Origin of the sequence: Kordia periserrulae (genome assembly GCF_003054265.1) — a bacterium.
Classification (GTDB): Bacteria; Bacteroidota; Bacteroidia; order Flavobacteriales; family Flavobacteriaceae; genus Kordia; species Kordia periserrulae.
In genome coordinates, this window is sequence record NZ_QBKT01000005.1 from 381,849 (window position 1) to 398,225 (window position 16,377).

Sequence of the window (16,377 nt, forward strand, 5' to 3'; positions counted from 1 at the left end):
CGTTTGTTCTTTTCTAAAGAAGAGATTAATTTGTACTTTTGCACCTTATAAACAATACATTAAAAAACAATAAAAATATGAAAGTTACAGTTGTAGGTGCAGGAGCCGTTGGTGCAAGTTGCGCAGAATATATCGCGATTAAAAATTTTGCTTCCGAAGTTGTTTTATTAGACATCAAAGAAGGATATGCAGAAGGAAAAGCTATGGATTTAATGCAAACCGCTTCTTTAAACGGTTTTGATACAAAAATCACAGGAAGTACAAACGATTATTCAAAAACAGCTGGTAGCGATATTTGTGTAATTACTTCTGGAATTCCACGCAAACCAGGAATGACACGTGAAGAACTCATTGGAATCAACGCTGGAATTGTAAAATCAGTTTCTTCAAGCTTGATTGAGCATTCTCCAAATACCATCATCATTGTGGTAAGTAATCCAATGGATACAATGACGTATTTAGTTCACAAAACAACTGGATTGCCAAAAAACAGAATTATCGGTATGGGCGGTGCGTTAGACAGTGCTCGTTTCAAGTACAGATTGGCAGAAGCTTTAGAAGCGCCAATTTCTGACGTAGACGGAATGGTAATTGGTGGACATAGTGACAAAGGAATGGTGCCTTTAACAGCGCATGCAACTCGTAACAGTATCAAAGTATCTGAATTTTTATCAGAAGAGCGTTTAAACCAAGTAAAAGAAGATACCAAAGTTGGTGGAGCAACTTTGACAAAATTACTAGGAACATCAGCTTGGTACGCGCCAGGAGCGGCAGTTTCAGGATTGGTTCAAGCCATTGCATGTGACCAAAAGAAAATGTATCCTTGCTCAGCATTGTTAGACGGAGAATACGGATTGAGCGACCTATGTATCGGAGTTCCTGTAATTTTAGGGAAAAACGGAATTGAAAGCATCGTGGAAATTGATTTAAGCAATGCAGAAAAAGAACACTTAGCAGAAAGTGCAGAAGGTGTAAAGAAAACAAACGGATTATTAGAATTATAATTTTTGATTTATAAAAACAGAGAAAAACCTCAGTCAATCATGGCTGAGGTTTTTTTATATGATCAAACAAAATGAATTGTTTAGAGATATTTAACAATTGTTGAAAGATTATTCTTTATATTGATATAAATTAAAACTTATTTATTATGTTAAAAACAATTTCAAACTTACAAGGGGTAAAAAAATTATCTAAACAAGAACAAAACTTTATTAATGGAGGTAATCTTCAGGGCATAGATATTACTAGCCCAAAATTTTTATTTTGTAGTAATTATGCTGGAGCAATGGCTTTGTCAGATGGTACAGACGGGGGTTATTTGGATGACGAAGTGACAATGTCAACTCTATACAGAGAGCATTTTAATGATTGTTACTTTTTTGAATAGTATTTTTTAAAAAAGTATAATTTAAAAATAAGCTTTCTAAATTGTTGTTAGACAGCTTATTTAGTTTTTAATTCAAAAAAAATGATATATAAAAATCACAGTATTTACAGCTTAGTCTTTGCTTTGTTACTTATAATAATATCTTGTGAAACTGCTCAAAAAGTTCCCAAAACAAGTATACAGTTCGAAATAGTAGAAAACGGCTTATCGCAAACAGAAAAAAAACGAGGCATTGAAAACTTAAAAAAACGACTAGAAACACTTGGTGTGCAAAATGTAGAAATTACAGAACGTCAAGGGCAAAAAGTTACTTTTACGTATGAAGGAAATATAAAAAGACCAACTTTTGACAAAGCTTTTTCAGTAGCTGGAAAACTAGGTTTTTATGAAGTATGTTTAGAGAAAAAAACATTAATTGAATACTTAGGAGACTTACGTAAAGTAGCATCAGATTCAGATACGCTAGCAAAAACAGCAGACACAAAAGAGGATGTTGATGCGTTATATGGAATCACATTTGTGCATTCAAGGGGTCCTATTTTTGGAGTTATTCCTGAAGAAAACATCAAAAAAATACGTCCGTTATTAGAAAAAGGCGCATTCTATTATGCTGCACAAAAGAAACATATTCAATTTTTATTGGGTAAAAAAGATACCAAAGGCAATTACGATGTCTATGTTGTGTATACAGATAAAAATGGCAAATCGGCATTGGATGGAAGTTATGTAGAAGCTGCCGCTGCTGAAAAGTCAAGATATTTTGATGGATACAGCGTAAACATTCAAATGAACGAAGAAGGTGCAAAAATTTGGGGGAAACTTACAGGTCATGTTTATGAAACTAGAGGAAATATCGCAGTAGTTTTAGATAATATTGTATACTCTGCCCCAGGTGTAGTTAGCGGAGCAATTACTGGAGGAAGGGCAGAAATTCAAGGAGACTTTACTAAAGAAGAAGCGGCTGTTTTGGCAACAGCAATTCGTTCAGGAAATATCCCGAAGATGGAAATCATTTCTGTGACAACGCTCAAACCTTACTAAACTATTTAAAGTAGCATAATAACATTCATAACTTAAAGTCAGCTAATTCGGGTCAAGTCTGCGAAGCGTTCAGATAAAACCATAAAAAATATTTCAACGCAAACGTCAGAATATTTAAATCTCGATTATCGAGTAAAATAAAATCCTAAAAGACTGTAATAATGCAGTCATAATTTTTATATTTGGCGGATGATTGCAAAAAAATATTTTAGTGCCTTCATAATTTTACTCGTACTCTTTGGTTTTTACCAAGAGCAAACACCTGCGCCCAATCAAGAAATTGAACTTCAATTTGCAGAAAACGCAGCAGTTTCATCTGAAACTGTTGAGGTCATTCAGGCAATCAAAGAACAACTTCGTTCGTTAGGTGTTGAGTACATTCAAGTACGTGCGCAGGGACAAACACTTAAAATTTCGTATTTCAGTCAAGAAAATGTAGCGGCAATCAAAGAAGTATTGCTTGCAAAAGGCTTTTTGGCAACGGATACAATTCCAGTAATTCCTACAGAAGACAATCACGAAAACGGTACTCTTCAAACGTATGCAGATGTTGATACGTATAAAATAGATGTCTACGAACTACAATCGGCAGGCGATTCGTTTAATGGTGTTCACGGAAAATACATTTTAGAACTACACAAAGAATACGACAAATCTCCAACACCAAATTCATTTGCGAATACCAGTGTATTTTTTACGGGAGCTATCGATACAACTACTTTCGAATTGACGTACACTATCTCAGCGTACACGACAATTCCAAAAGAAAACAATACGCACGAAATTCCAGATGTCCGCGCAGGACCTTTTTCAATCGTATCCTAAAAATAGAGTGAAGTTTTGATACCGAACGTATCAAATACTACTTGTCAAGAATCGAATCAAAAACGGTTTCTTGATGTTAAATATGTCTTTTTGAAGCGTCAAAAAGGATATACAATCACAATCAAATTACAGATAAAAAATAATTGTCAAATCACGAGCGAACATCTATATTTGCCCGTTTAAAAATTTGACCAAAAACATTAAAAATGCAAAACAAAGGATTAATTAAATTATTTGCGCTTTTATTCGGATTGGTAAGTATCTACCAATTGTCATTTACTTTCATCACGAATAAAATAGAAAATGATGCGAGAGCGTATGCAGTAGCGCAAGTGCCTAAACCAACTGACGGCGAAGACACAAAAGAGAACTCAGATAAAAGAGCTTTAGTTGAAAAAACATACTTAGACTCTATTGACAGAGACGAACCTGTCAACTTCGGAATTACTTCATTTACGTATAGTGAAGCCAAAGAAAAAGAATTAAACAAAGGATTGGACCTTAAAGGTGGAATCAATGTAATTCTTCAAATATCAGTAAGAGACATTCTTTCTGGATTAGTAGGAGAAAGCGATAATGAAACATTCAAAAAAGCACTTGATAGAGCTGATGAATTGCAAAAAGATTCTCAAGAAGATTACTTGGAATCTTTCTTTAGAGCTTTTGACGAATTAAAGCCAGAAGGATTAAAACTAGCAAATCCTAAGCTTTTCTACACCGCTTCACTACAAGATGAATTAAAAGAAAATGCATACAACACAGCAGATGATGTTGTAAAAAATGTATTGAGAAGAAAAGTAGATCAGTCGATTGTTTCTGCGAAGGAAGTATTAAACAAACGTATTGACCAATTTGGAGTAACGCAACCAAACATTCAGCGTTTAGGGACTTCTGGACGTATTTTGATTGAATTGCCAGGAGCTAAAGATGTAATTCGTATTGAAAAATTATTACAAACGACAGCCGAATTAGAATTCTGGAAAACATACAACAACACTTCAGTATTGGCTTCGTATATTGTAAGTGCTAATGAAAAATTAAAAGAACTTCCAGCATTTGCTAAAAAAGATACTACTGAAGAAGATGATGTTGACGCATTAGCAACGTCTACGGAACAAGACACTTTAAATGTAGTAAATCCGTTATTTGACAAAATGTCGTTAGCGCAAAATGGAAGAGGCGGTGTCATTGCTGTTGCGAAAGAAGAAAACAAAGCAGCTATTTTAGAGTTGCTTAACAATCCAATTTTAAAGCAAATTCAACCAGCAGAATTGCGTAATGTACGTTTTGCTTTTGGAAAAGAAGTAGATCCAGTTAGCAGAACGGTTGATTTATATGCGTTGGCAGGAAACCGTAAAGGAAAAACGGCTACTCCACAAATGCGAGGTGATGTAGTAGATGCTGCACAACAAAGCTATGGTAACGACATGAAGCCAGTAGTAACAATGCAGATGAACGGAATTGGAGCGAAGCAATGGGAAAAACTAACAGGTGAAGTATATGAAGAAAGAGGAAACATTGCCGTAGTTTTAGATAATATTGTGTACTCTGCGCCAGGTGTTACAAATGGTGCCATTTCTGGTGGAAATACTGAAATTTCAGGTCAATTCACCATTCAAGAAGCACAGGATTTAGCAAACGTATTGCGTGCAGGTAAATTACCAGCGCAAGCAGAAATCTTACAATCAGAAGTTGTTGGACCATCTTTAGGACAAGAAGCTATCAACAGTGGTTTAATGTCGTTCTTAATCGCATTGGCATTGGTATTAGTTTGGATGGTATTCTACTATGGTAGAGCAGGATTGTTTGCGGATGTTGCCTTAGTATTCAACATCTTATTAATATTTGGTGTATTAGCAAACTTAGGAGCGGTATTAACGTTACCAGGAATTGCAGGTATCGTATTAACCATTGGTATGTCGGTAGATGCAAACGTACTTTTATTTGAGCGTGTTCGTGAAGAATTGGCTAAAGGAAGAACACTGCAAGAATCTATCAGTCATGCATTCAGCTGGAAAGGAGCAATGTCTTCGATTTTTGATGCGAACATTACCACTGGTTTAACCGCTTTAATCTTATTCTTATTCGGAACAGGACCAATCAAAGGTTTCGCAACTACCTTATTAATCGGTATTGCAACTTCTTTATTTACAGCAATCTTCATTACACGATTACTAATCGATTGGTATTTAGGAAAAGGAAAAACCTTGGCATTCTCAACAGGTGCTACGAAGAACTTATTCCGCAACATGAACATTGAGTTCTTGAAGAAGCGTAAAATTGCATACATCATTTCTGGAGTTGTCATTGCCATTGGTTTATACTCTATTACGCTTGGAAGCGGATTGAATCAAGGAGTTGACTTTGTGGGTGGACGTTCATACCAAGTACGTTTTGAAGGTACAACAAGTCCACAAGACGTAAGAGCTTCATTGCAAAATGTTTTTGTTGATGGCGAAAATGCAGTGTCATTAGAAGTAAAAACGTTTGGAGATGACAATCAGTTAAAAATCACAACCAACTACAAAGTAGACGAAACAGGAACGGAAGTAGATAATGATATCAAAAGAAAACTATTTGACGGTTTAAAATCATATTTACCAAGTACAATGGACTATGACAAATTTGTTGACGGTGCAGAAGATAAAACTGTCGGAATCATGCAATCTATCAAAGTTGGACCAACCATTGCAGATGATATCAAAAAAGCATCATTCTGGGCTGTATTAGGTTCGTTAGTAGTAGTATTCTTGTACATTTTATTACGATTCAGAAGATGGCAGTTCTCTTTGGGTGCGGTTATAGCAGTATTCCACGATGTATTAATCGTATTAGGAATCTTCTCATTGGCATGGAAATATTTACCATTTACGATGGAAATCAACCAAGCATTCATCGCGGCGATTCTAACGGTAATTGGATACTCGCTAAACGATACCGTGGTTGTATTTGATAGAATCCGTGAATTTATGAACGAGAACTCTAACTGGAAACTTCGCAAAGTGGTAAATTCTGCACTAAACAGTACATTAAGTAGAACGTTGAATACGTCGTTAACTACCTTAGTAGTATTATTAGCGATATTTATTTTCGGTGGAGAATCTATTCGTGGATTTATGTTTGCTTTAATTGTAGGTGTGGTTGTAGGTACATACTCATCTATGTTTATTGCAACGCCAATTATGTATGATACGGTTAAAAAAGGAGATATCAACAAAGGATTAGGAGAAGATACTAAAGCCTAATTTGGTACAAAATACATACAAACTAAAAACGCTGCTCATTTGAGCAGCGTTTTTTTATGATTTCAATAGCAATTACTTTTCGCAAACAACTACCGAGTTTTCACAGATGCCACCACAAGTAATATTTGTTTTATGTGTGGTTGGTGCTGCTAAACCTCCTGTAACTTTTTCAGCATTCAATTGAGAAATAGCTGTTTTACGTAGTGCTAATGATTTTACATTTTTAGTTTTCATGTGTATGTAATTTTAAGTTAATGCTTCAAGATAAGAATCGTACAGAGAATATATTTACGGGAAAACCGTAGAATTCATTGCAATGCCGTTTCTAAAGTTTTCAGTTTTTTCCACTTGGTATCTTTTTCTCTAGCTTTTCTAACAAATGCTAAGGCTTGTTTTATATCGTTCTTTTTCATAAAAATAAACGCGTACAGCAATAAAGAATCGGCTTGCAAATGTTTTTTATTACGATTTAAAAAAAGAATACAGAAAAAATAATACTTGCAACTATACAAAACACTAGCAATCTTATACACTTTGTCTGCTTTTTCACAATAACAGGCAATGTACATAGCATTTTCAAAATCGGATGCTTTTATGGAGGTCTTTAATTTGTGGTAAAATTTTAGTGCTGCGCGATACTTCTTTAATGAAAAATAAAAATCGCCCAATAACATATTCGTAATGGTGTACGATTTATAATTTGGAATGCTTTTCAACGTTTCAATAGCTTTTTCAGTATTTCCACTTTCGTGGAATAATTGACTTAAAATTAAATTTGTAGCGACTACAATCTTTTTATTAGTGGGTTGAAACGACGCTATACTTTTGAATGTTTCGGTAGTATTTTTAAAATATTTCAGCGTTTTTATCTGTTGATACCTAAGCCATTCATTATTGGGATGTGCTTCCAAATAGGCGTTAATCTGTGTTAGATATTTTTGTTGTTTGTAATTGACAAACGAGATTTCTGCGCTAATAAAGTGGTCTAAATAACAATCTTGTTGTATAAATACAGGAATGTGCTCACGTTCAAAAAAATCATCAAGTCGTTCGTGAATAGGATAGTGGAATCTAGCGTTGGTTGTTCGTTTAAACAGGCGAATAATATTGACAGGATATTGCACGCGTTTCAAATCGTGATGTTGCCTGTAGATTTCTTTTCGAATAATAGAAAACGCTTTTACGTTGGTAGTTTGTAGATTGGATAAAAACTGTTGATTATACACAAAGCGTTCATCTGCATCAATAATCAAAATCCACTCGCCAGAAGCTTTAGATATGGTAAAGTTTCGAGCTAGTGAAAAATCATTGTTCCATACATCTTGGTAAATATGATTGGTGTAATTTTGAGCAATGGCTACGGTATCATCTGTAGAAAAAGCGTCTAATATAATAATCTCGCTGGCAACTTCCTTTACAGATTCCAGACAGGATTGAATATTAGACGCTTCATTTTTTGTTATGATGCAAACGGAAAGCAGCAAAAACTATGAATGATAAAAAGAACTTACTTCATTTTGTGCTGCTTCTTCGTTTGCACCACCGATGATTTTTGAAGTATCAACAGCAGGCTTTTTTGCAAATTTTTCTAATATGGTAGACGATAAATAACGTAATAGACTCATATGTGAAAAGTTTTGATGAAGTATAAATATACTAAAATGAGCGCAATTTTTTTGAGGAATTTAAAAAAGAAACATAAGTGACAATGCTATATAAAAACGAACGCTTGTAAAAACAATAAAGACGGTCTTTTAAAAAACATCAAGATAAGACTGCAAAAACATCTTGATAAAATTATTTTTTATCTTGATAAGTTGAGGAAAACATCTTGATAAAATATTTTTTTGTCTTGATAAAATTCAAAGGTGCTCAAAGCTCAGTATTTACAATACTTTGAAGATGCTTAAACTTTCTGAAAAGTTCACTGAAAAGAAGTCAATTACTTCGGGGCGAGCCCACGAAGCATCAAGTAGAAACTATTGAAACATTTCGACGCAAGCCAAGCGTCGGAGCATATTTAATCTCGATTATCGAGTAAAATGAAGTTCTAGTTTTTTGTAAATGAAATGCTATCGCCAACTTCCAAATTCCACGCGTCTGCCAATCCTGCTTTGATTTCCAATACATACATCGCAGGAACTTCTGAAGGAAGTCCAGTTTCATTCAGCGGGATAGCGTTTTTTTGAAAACTCACAATCTTTTTGTTTTGATCTATATAAATAATATCTAAAGGAATAAAAGTATTTTTCATGTAAAAGCTCTGTGGAAGCGCCGATTTGAATATAAAAAGCATGGATTGCTTGTCTTCCATCGACTTGCGATACATGAGTCCCGTTTGGCGTTCATAATCCGTTTCAGCAAACTCTACATCTAGCGTTTTGATTGGTGTTCCGTCGGCTTTCAATAACGTCAATTCACCTTCTTTGGTAAACGAAATGTCTTGGGTTTTAACTTGCGGATTAACGGTTTCTTTACACGAAACAAACGCTACAGAAATACACAAAAACAAGAGTAACTGTTTCATTAGGAAGTCGCGGTTTTAGGAGTTTCAGTGTTTGACGAATTTGTTTTTCTAAACATAAAATAAAAGCCTGCAATGATAAATGGAATGCTCAACCATTGTCCTGTGCTCAACACATTGTTAAATGTTTCTCCAAATCCGCCCAAATTCTCTTTGACAAATTCCACAAAGAATCGCACGGTCCAAAGTAACACTAAAAACAATCCAAAAATATAACCGTCTTTCTGTTTTTTGTCTGTTTTCCAATAGGTGTACCACAAAATCGCAAAGACAAACACATAACAAATCGCTTCATATAATTGTGCGGGATGACGTGGTAATGTATCGCCATTGGCTTTAAAAACAACTCCGAAATCTGACTTGGTGTACGTTCCTACAATTTCAGAATTGAAAAAGTTTCCAATGCGCACAAAAACACCACCAATCGCCACAGAAATAACCACTCTGTCTAAAATCCAAAGCAAGGTTTTGTATTGGTATTTTCTACGGTATAAATACAGTGCAACAATAATTCCGATAGCCGCTCCGTGACTTGCCAAGCCTGCAAAACCTGTAAATTTATAGCCTTCTATAAAGCCAAAAAGTGTGGAGTTGGCATCGGCTTTAATTGGTAGTAAAATTTCGATTAAATGGTCTTGATAATGTGCCCAATTGTAAAAGAAAACTTCTCCCAAACGCGCACCTAACAACGTAGCAATCACCGTGTACATAAATAGCGAATCCAAATACTTTAGCGGAATGCCTTCTTTTTCGTAAATCCGTTTTGTAATATAATATCCCACACTAAATGCGATGATAAACATTAAGCTATAATATCTAATTTGAATTGGGCCTAAATTCAATAAAACTTCGCTGGGATTCCAGTTGATACTTAGTAGGTGCATAAAATGGTATAATTTATAAAGTGTAAATATAGGTAAACCAAACGGAAATCAAAGAACGCAAACCGTTAAGGAATTGCATTTTGTTGAAAGTCAGTGTATGTAATTTTTGTATGATTGAAAATGAAAGTGATGGTTAAAACTATTCCTTTTTTTTCTTTTTTGGGAATTCGTCAGGCACAGGATCATATCCGCTTCCGCCGAAAGGGTGACAACTAAAAATTCGTTTCATGGCTAAAAAACCGCCGCGAAACAATCCGTGCTTTTTCAGTGCTTCTGCAGCATAGTGTGAGCAAGTTGGCGTATATCTACAAGCGGCAGGCGTGTAGGGTGAAATTGCCGCTTGGTAAAAACGGATGATTAATAAAAAGGGATATATAAGTATCTTTTTAATAACAATCGTTTAAGAAATTACTGTGAAAGCGAAAACGAAGTGCCGTCTTTTCCGTCTTTCAACTGAATGCCCAAGGCTGCTAATTCGTCGCGAATTTTATCAGAAGTGGCAAAATCTTTGTTCGCGCGTGCTTCATTTCGCATATCAATTAACAATTCAACCACGCCAGAAAGTGCATCGCCTTCATCAGACGTTCCGTTTTGTGCTTCCAATCCTAAAATTTCAAACACAAAAATGTGCATGTATTTTTTCAATTCTTCCAAACTTTCTGGTAGAATCGTTGCTTTTCCATCTTTTAGCTGATTGATATATTTAACCGCTTCAAACAAATCTGCAATTAAAATTGGCGTATTAAAATCGTCATTTAAGGCATCGTAACAATTGCGCTTCCAAACGGAAAGATTGAAACTTGTTTTATCTCCCACAGGTTGTAACGTTTCTAGTGTTTTGATGGCTTCCATCAACTTATTAAAGCCTTTTTCAGAAGCTAGTAAGGCATCATTGCTAAAATCGAGAATGCTACGGTAATGTGCTTGCATCATAAAGAAACGCGCGACACTTGGAGAAAATCCTTTGGATAAATGTTCGCTGTCTCCAGAGAAAATTTCGCCAGGTAAAATATTATTTCCTGTCGATTTTGCCATTTTCTTTCCGTTCAAGGTTAGCATATTGGCATGCATCCAATAATTGACAGGCGAAACACCTTTAGCAGCTTCGTTTTGAGCAATTTCACATTCGTGATGTGGAAACTTTAAGTCCATTCCGCCACCGTGAATATCAAATCGGTCACCTAAATATTTGGTGCTCATTGCAGTACATTCTAAGTGCCAGCCAGGAAAACCTTCGCTCCAAGGAGAAGGCCAATGCATGATGTGATTTTCTTCTGCACGTTTCCAAAGTGCAAAATCTTGCGGATTCTTTTTATCGCTTTGACCATCTAACACACGTGTATTGTGGATTAAATCCTCAACTTTGCGCTTGCTTAACTTTCCGTATTCGTTGGTTTCGTTAAATTTTAAGACATCAAAATACACAGAACCGTTGACTTCATACGCAAAACCCTTTTCCATGATATTCCGTACAATTTCAATTTGCTGAATAATATGTCCTGTCGCAGTAGGTTCAATACTTGGTGGCAAAAAATTAAACTTTTGAAGAATCGTGTGGAAATCAATCGTATATCGTTGTACAATTTCCATCGGTTCCAATTCTTCCAAGCGTGCTTTTTTTGCGATGCGATCTTCGCCAGCATCCGCATCATTTTCCAAATGCCCAACATCGGTAATATTTCGTACATAGCGTACTTTATATCCTAAATGTTGTAAATATCTAAAAATCATATCAAAAGACATAAACGTGCGTACATTTCCTAAATGCACATTGCTATACACGGTAGGACCGCACACATACATTCCAACATGACCTTCATTAATAGGTGTAAAAACTTCTTTTTGGTTGGTGAGGGAATTGTATATTTTAAGTTCTTGTTCTTGATATAATTTCATGATAAACGATCAAAAATGGTAATTAAAATTTAGTGTCTAATTTAATATAATCTAGGAATTCTAAGCGTGTTTTTTCATTTTTAAATTTTCCGCCAAATTCAGCTGTTACGGTGCTGCTCTCTATATCTCTGATTCCGCGAGAATTCACACATAAATGTTTGGCATCAATCACACAGGCAACATCTTCCGTGCCGAGTACTTTTTGCAGTTCTTTCACCACTTGAATTGTTAAACGCTCCTGTACTTGTGGGCGTTTTGCATAATAATCAACTATGCGATTCATTTTGGAAAGTCCCACCACATTTCCATTAGAAATATAGGCAATATGTGCGCGACCTACAATTGGAAGTAAGTGATGTTCGCAGGTAGAGTAGACTGTGATGTTTTTTTCTACCAGCATTTCGTTGTACTTATATTTATTGTCAAACGTAGAAGCTTTTGGTCTTCTATCAGGATGCAATCCGCCAAAAATTTCCTTTACAAACATTTTAGCCACTCTATTTGGCGTTCCTTTCAGGCTATCGTCTGTCATGTCTAAACCTAAGGTTTGCATGATATTCGCGACATCTTTTCGGATGCTTTGTATTTTTTCGTCATCACTCAAGTCAAAAGCATCTTCGCGCATAGGCGTTTCATAAGAGGTCATCATGTGATCGTCTCCCATAGCTTGTATTTCTTCTTCAAGCGCTTTATCTATTTTCATTGATTGTATATTTCTTCATCAAAAAAACAACAGTACAAATCGGTATGTAAAAACCAAGATATAAAATCGTGGTATCGCTGTAATTTGCAACTTTATTTTTTCAAAAATTAACAAGACTGCAAAGATAGCTAAATAATATATACGATGCGGTTGAACGTACCGTAAATAAATGTGTTAAAGAATCATGAATATCACAAAATTTTCTTAATTTTCCGCGATTCAAAATAATTTTTTTAACACAATGTCGGTTTTTTGCGGGTGTTGTTGTTATATATAATGTAAGCAGAATGAAGCGTTTTTTTAATAAAAATTGCAACGCTTCTTTTCAAAATTAATAACCTTAGAATACAAACACGACTGTTATGCGTAAATTCTATGTATGTATGATGTTTCTCTTCTTTGGACTTAGTGTGAACGCTCAAATTGGCAAGGCTTCGCATAAGTTTAAAGCGCATCAAGTAGATAACTTCATCAATGAAGTTTATGGAGATCAAGCTCAAAAAGTAATTTTCTCCAACAAAAATCTGTACAGAACTTTTAAAAAATTAATTCTTGAGCGAATGGAGATTGTGCGAAAGTCGGAAATGAAAGGGAAAAAAGTACCTAAAATTACTGAAAATGGTATGTTTGATACCTACAATAGCAATGTAAGTCATGATGATTTTTTTGATGTCAACAACTTCAATCCATTAAAGTACAAACTTGTATTTTTTGACGCTAGTTCGTATCAGGTATATGAAATAGACAACACGGATTACCTCCTTATTATTAAGCCACAACCAAAACTATAAAACTAAACACCTAGAGATGAAAAAAATAGTTCTCTTACTTCTTATTATAACACCATTCTTTTGTTTCGGACAAAATGTTCTTATTGAAAACGGTACCTTTAATATATGTCAAGGTACATTTTTAGATACAGGAGGAAGCGGTGCAGGACAATATTCCAACAATGAAAACATTGTCATGACCTTATGTCCAAACGATGCAGGCGATAAAGTGCAATTAGAATTTACGTCGTTTGGATTGCAAGACATGAGCGATTTTATGAATATTTATGATGGTCCTGATACTACAGCGCCACAATTTGGTTCGTTTACAGGAACCGCATCACCAGGAACAGTAATTGCTACAAACTCTAATACTTCTGGGTGTATTACCATAGAATTTATTTCAGATGCCGCAGGTGTTAACATTGGTTGGGCAGCAACCATTTCGTGTGTAACGCCATGTCAAACCATTAATTCTCAATTAGATTCTTCTGTTCCAGCGGCAGATGGAAACAATATCATCGAAATATGTCAAGGCGATTCTGTAACCTTCAACGGAAGTGCTACATTTAGTTCTGACGGTACAGGAGCTCAATACCAATGGGATTTCGGAGATGGAAACTCTGCTAGCGGACAATCTGTAACGCATACCTTTCCAAATCCAGGAGCATATATCGTCAATTTAAATGTAACGGATACGAATAACTGTACAAATGACAATCTTATCAATCAAGTTGTACGAGTTTCCACAACGCCTGATTTTACAGGAACGACGCCAACAGATCCCATTATATGTTTTGGAGATAGTACGACCATTCCAGGAGTGGTAACACCAACACCTTTTATTGTAGAATGTACGCCGCCAGTAAGTGGTGAAACGTTTTTGCCTGATGGAAGTGGAGTTTCGTATGAAACTTCTGTTGTCGTTGACTGTTTTGATTCTGATCAAGTATTAACTTCTGGTTCAGAAATATTAGAAATCTGTTTAAATATTGAGCATTCGTATACAGGTGATTTAGAAATTGTCATTGTAAGTCCAAATGGGCAAGAAGCAGTATTATTAGAATATCCAAATTCGGGAGGTGGAACGTTTTTAGGACAAGCACTTGACGATGGAAGTACTGCGCCTGGAATCGGAGCAGACTACTGTTTTGGACTCTCAGGGACAACATTTTTAGACAATGCGCCAACCACTAACTTAGGTTCAGGAAATGCATTTCAGCCAGGAACCTATCTTCCAGAAGATCCAAATGGATTTGACAACTTAATTGGAAGTCCATTAAACGGAAACTGGACAATTAGAGTAACGGACAATTTAGCCATTGATAACGGATATATTTTCCGTTGGAGCTTAGACTTTGATCCTGCTATTCTTCCTGCTGACGAATCTTTTACGCCAGTAGTTGTTTCTGAAGGATGGTTGCCAGATGCTTCTATCACAGACACTACAGGAAATGTAATCACGGTTCAACCAACAACACCAGGACAACATTGCTATACATATGAAATGACAGATGATTTAGGATGTACATACTCTGAAACGGTATGTATTGATGTAACACCAGAAATTAACAATGGTTCACCATCTAACCTATCAAACTGTTCCAACAATACTACCGAAGTATTCGATTTAACAGTCAACACAGCACAAGTGCTAGCGCCAATTGCCGATACAACTAATATAGAAGTCACCTATCACTTGTCACAAGCGGATGCAGACGCGGGAATCAATGCACTTACAGATGCACAAGCACAAGCATACACAGCTACTGATGGAGACGTAATTTATGTGAGAATTTCCTATACAGGAACAACTACAATTGATTGTTTTCAAACAGAATCATTCACCATAAACATTGGGAATACAACTGCCAATGCAGTTCCAGACTTGATATTGTGTGACATTGGAAACGATGGAGTAGAAGATTTTGACTTATGTGCACAAACAGTATTAGCGCTTGGAACGCAAGATCCAGCAGAATACACGGTAACCTATCATGATACACAAGCAGATGCAGACAACAATATGAATCCACTGCCATGTATCTACACAAATACAACGGCTCCTATAGACGATATTTACATCAGAGTTCAAGACAATAATAGCGCAACGTGTTTTGCGGTAACTTCTTTCGATTTAATCTTAAATCCTGAACCGTCACTCACAACAGCACCAGACATGGTTGTTTGTGATGATGCTTCAAATGATGGTGTTGAAATATTTGACTTATCTACACAAATTCCACTAATATTAGGCACGCAAAACCCAGCAGATTTTACCATTAGTTTTCATGCGAGTACCGCTGATGCTAATGCAAATGTAAATCCGCTACCTACGATGTACACTAATATCACTCCTTCGGATGTTATTGTGGTACGCGTAGAAGACAATACTACAAACTGTGTGTCAACCACACAATTTAATGTAGTTGTAAATCAATTGCCGATAGCAAATGCTGTAGCAAACGTTGTTGTTTGCGACGATGATTCTAATGACGGTGTTGAAAACTTTGTATTAACGAGTTTTGATACACAAGTATTAGGAACACAAGATCCAGCAGTTTTTAATATTACGTATCACGCAACGATGCCAGATGCTGTAAACGATGTAAACCCACTAGCAGTCAACTATACAGCAACAGTGGGAACACAGACTATCTACGTTCGTATAGAAAACAATGCCAATGCCTCTTGTAGTGATACAACGCAATTTGACATACGTCTAAATGTACAACCGATAGCAAACGCGGCATCAGATATGGTTTTTTGTGATACAGATGGCAATGGCACGGAAGATTTTGACTTTACTACGCAAGAAGCTGCTATTTTAGGCGGACAAAATCCAGCGGACTTTAACATTACGTTCCATAACAGTCAGGCTGATGCGCAAGCAGATACGGCACCTCTTTCGAGTCCTTACACTAGTAGTGGCGGAGAAACGATCTACGTTCGTATTGATAGCACCGAGCCAGGCAACGACTGTTTTGCTGTTACGGATTTTGATTTAATTGTGAATGAATTACCAGTAGCAGTACTACCAGCTACGATAGAAGAATGTGATGATGATGGCGACGGTTTTGCTGACTTTACCCTAACGGA

General features: G+C 35.9%; 15 protein-coding genes. 7 read left to right on the plus strand and 8 right to left on the minus strand.

Features of this window, described 5'->3' with window-relative positions:
- The first annotated feature begins 77 nt into the window (after window positions 1-77).
- The 5 genes from mdh (at window position 78) to secDF (ending at window position 6,501) form a co-directional block, all read left to right on the plus strand.
- The gene (gene mdh, locus C8N46_RS12720; protein ID WP_108115276.1) at window positions 78-1,004 is read left to right on the plus strand and encodes a malate dehydrogenase; all 927 of its coding nucleotides are present in this window, start codon (window positions 78-80) and stop codon (window positions 1,002-1,004) included.
- A 146-nt stretch (window positions 1,005-1,150) separates the two neighbouring features.
- Window positions 1,151-1,390, plus strand: coding sequence for a hypothetical protein (locus C8N46_RS12725; protein ID WP_108115277.1), 240 nt, complete (start codon window positions 1,151-1,153; stop codon window positions 1,388-1,390).
- 81 nt (window positions 1,391-1,471) lie between these two features.
- Entirely contained in the window at window positions 1,472-2,431 is a 960-nt protein-coding gene (locus tag C8N46_RS12730) for a SecDF P1 head subdomain-containing protein (RefSeq protein ID WP_108115278.1), read from the plus strand.
- Between the two features lie 189 nt (window positions 2,432-2,620).
- A complete protein-coding gene (locus C8N46_RS12735) occupies window positions 2,621-3,256 on the plus strand; it encodes a hypothetical protein (RefSeq protein WP_108115279.1) in 636 nt (211 codons plus the stop codon).
- A gap of 206 nt (window positions 3,257-3,462) precedes the next feature.
- Window positions 3,463-6,501 (plus strand): protein translocase subunit SecDF, encoded by a 3,039-nt coding sequence (secDF, locus tag C8N46_RS12740; RefSeq protein ID WP_108115280.1) that lies wholly within the window; start codon window positions 3,463-3,465, stop codon window positions 6,499-6,501.
- A 72-nt stretch (window positions 6,502-6,573) separates the two neighbouring features.
- Here secDF and C8N46_RS20495 read toward each other — a convergent pair whose 3' ends face one another.
- The 8 genes from C8N46_RS20495 to folE form a co-directional block, all read right to left on the minus strand.
- Window positions 6,574-6,735, minus strand: a complete 162-nt coding sequence (locus tag C8N46_RS20495; RefSeq protein ID WP_158269143.1) for a hypothetical protein — start codon at window positions 6,733-6,735, stop codon at window positions 6,574-6,576.
- A 74-nt stretch (window positions 6,736-6,809) separates the two neighbouring features.
- Window positions 6,810-7,985 (minus strand): tetratricopeptide repeat-containing glycosyltransferase family 2 protein, encoded by a 1,176-nt coding sequence (locus C8N46_RS12745; RefSeq protein ID WP_108115281.1) that lies wholly within the window; start codon window positions 7,983-7,985, stop codon window positions 6,810-6,812.
- A gap of 3 nt (window positions 7,986-7,988) precedes the next feature.
- Window positions 7,989-8,126 (minus strand): hypothetical protein, encoded by a 138-nt coding sequence (locus tag C8N46_RS20500; protein WP_158269144.1) that lies wholly within the window; start codon window positions 8,124-8,126, stop codon window positions 7,989-7,991.
- A 425-nt stretch (window positions 8,127-8,551) separates the two neighbouring features.
- Complete coding sequence (locus C8N46_RS12750) at window positions 8,552-9,028, minus strand: DUF192 domain-containing protein (protein WP_108115282.1); 477 nt, start codon at window positions 9,026-9,028, stop codon at window positions 8,552-8,554.
- Window positions 9,028-9,909 (minus strand): prolipoprotein diacylglyceryl transferase, encoded by an 882-nt coding sequence (gene lgt / locus C8N46_RS12755; RefSeq protein WP_108115283.1) that lies wholly within the window; start codon window positions 9,907-9,909, stop codon window positions 9,028-9,030. Before lgt ends, C8N46_RS12750 begins: the two co-directional genes overlap by 1 nt.
- A 139-nt stretch (window positions 9,910-10,048) precedes the next feature.
- Window positions 10,049-10,300, minus strand: a complete 252-nt coding sequence (gene yidD, locus C8N46_RS12760; RefSeq protein WP_170110086.1) for a membrane protein insertion efficiency factor YidD — start codon at window positions 10,298-10,300, stop codon at window positions 10,049-10,051.
- 17 nt (window positions 10,301-10,317) lie between these two features.
- Window positions 10,318-11,805, minus strand: coding sequence for a cysteine--tRNA ligase (cysS, locus tag C8N46_RS12765; protein ID WP_108115285.1), 1,488 nt, complete (start codon window positions 11,803-11,805; stop codon window positions 10,318-10,320).
- 22 nt (window positions 11,806-11,827) lie between these two features.
- Window positions 11,828-12,508 carry a GTP cyclohydrolase I FolE gene (folE, locus tag C8N46_RS12770; RefSeq protein ID WP_108115286.1) on the minus strand — a complete coding sequence of 227 codons (681 nt, stop codon included), beginning with the start codon at window positions 12,506-12,508 and terminating at the stop codon, window positions 11,828-11,830.
- Between the two features lie 362 nt (window positions 12,509-12,870).
- On the opposite strand from folE, the gene C8N46_RS12775 reads away from it, so the two are divergent.
- Together C8N46_RS12775 and C8N46_RS12780 are read left to right on the plus strand one after the other, a co-directional pair.
- Window positions 12,871-13,299, plus strand: a complete 429-nt coding sequence (locus tag C8N46_RS12775) for a hypothetical protein (protein WP_108115287.1) — start codon at window positions 12,871-12,873, stop codon at window positions 13,297-13,299.
- A 16-nt stretch (window positions 13,300-13,315) separates the two neighbouring features.
- The coding region (locus C8N46_RS12780; RefSeq protein WP_245896839.1) for a PKD domain-containing protein at window positions 13,316-16,377 on the plus strand (3,062 nt) is incomplete at its 3' end.

What these genes read in the sequence shown, in the direction of transcription:
- mdh (WP_108115276.1), top strand. Translation starts at nt 78, where the DNA reads ATGAAAGTTACAGTTGTAGGTGCAGGAGCCGTTGGTGCAAGTTGCGCA.
- C8N46_RS12725 (WP_108115277.1), top strand. Translation starts at nt 1,151, where the DNA reads ATGTTAAAAACAATTTCAAACTTACAAGGGGTAAAAAAATTATCTAAA.
- C8N46_RS12730 (WP_108115278.1), top strand. Translation starts at nt 1,472, where the DNA reads ATGATATATAAAAATCACAGTATTTACAGCTTAGTCTTTGCTTTGTTA.
- C8N46_RS12735 (WP_108115279.1), top strand. Translation starts at nt 2,621, where the DNA reads ATGATTGCAAAAAAATATTTTAGTGCCTTCATAATTTTACTCGTACTC.
- secDF (WP_108115280.1), top strand. Translation starts at nt 3,463, where the DNA reads ATGCAAAACAAAGGATTAATTAAATTATTTGCGCTTTTATTCGGATTG.
- C8N46_RS20495 (WP_158269143.1), bottom strand. Translation starts at nt 6,735, where the DNA reads ATGAAAACTAAAAATGTAAAATCATTAGCACTACGTAAAACAGCTATT.
- C8N46_RS20500 (WP_158269144.1), bottom strand. Translation starts at nt 8,126, where the DNA reads ATGAGTCTATTACGTTATTTATCGTCTACCATATTAGAAAAATTTGCA.
- C8N46_RS12750 (WP_108115282.1), bottom strand. Translation starts at nt 9,028, where the DNA reads ATGAAACAGTTACTCTTGTTTTTGTGTATTTCTGTAGCGTTTGTTTCG.
- lgt (WP_108115283.1), bottom strand. Translation starts at nt 9,909, where the DNA reads ATGCACCTACTAAGTATCAACTGGAATCCCAGCGAAGTTTTATTGAAT.
- cysS (WP_108115285.1), bottom strand. Translation starts at nt 11,805, where the DNA reads ATGAAATTATATCAAGAACAAGAACTTAAAATATACAATTCCCTCACC.
- folE (WP_108115286.1), bottom strand. Translation starts at nt 12,508, where the DNA reads ATGAAAATAGATAAAGCGCTTGAAGAAGAAATACAAGCTATGGGAGAC.
- C8N46_RS12775 (WP_108115287.1), top strand. Translation starts at nt 12,871, where the DNA reads ATGCGTAAATTCTATGTATGTATGATGTTTCTCTTCTTTGGACTTAGT.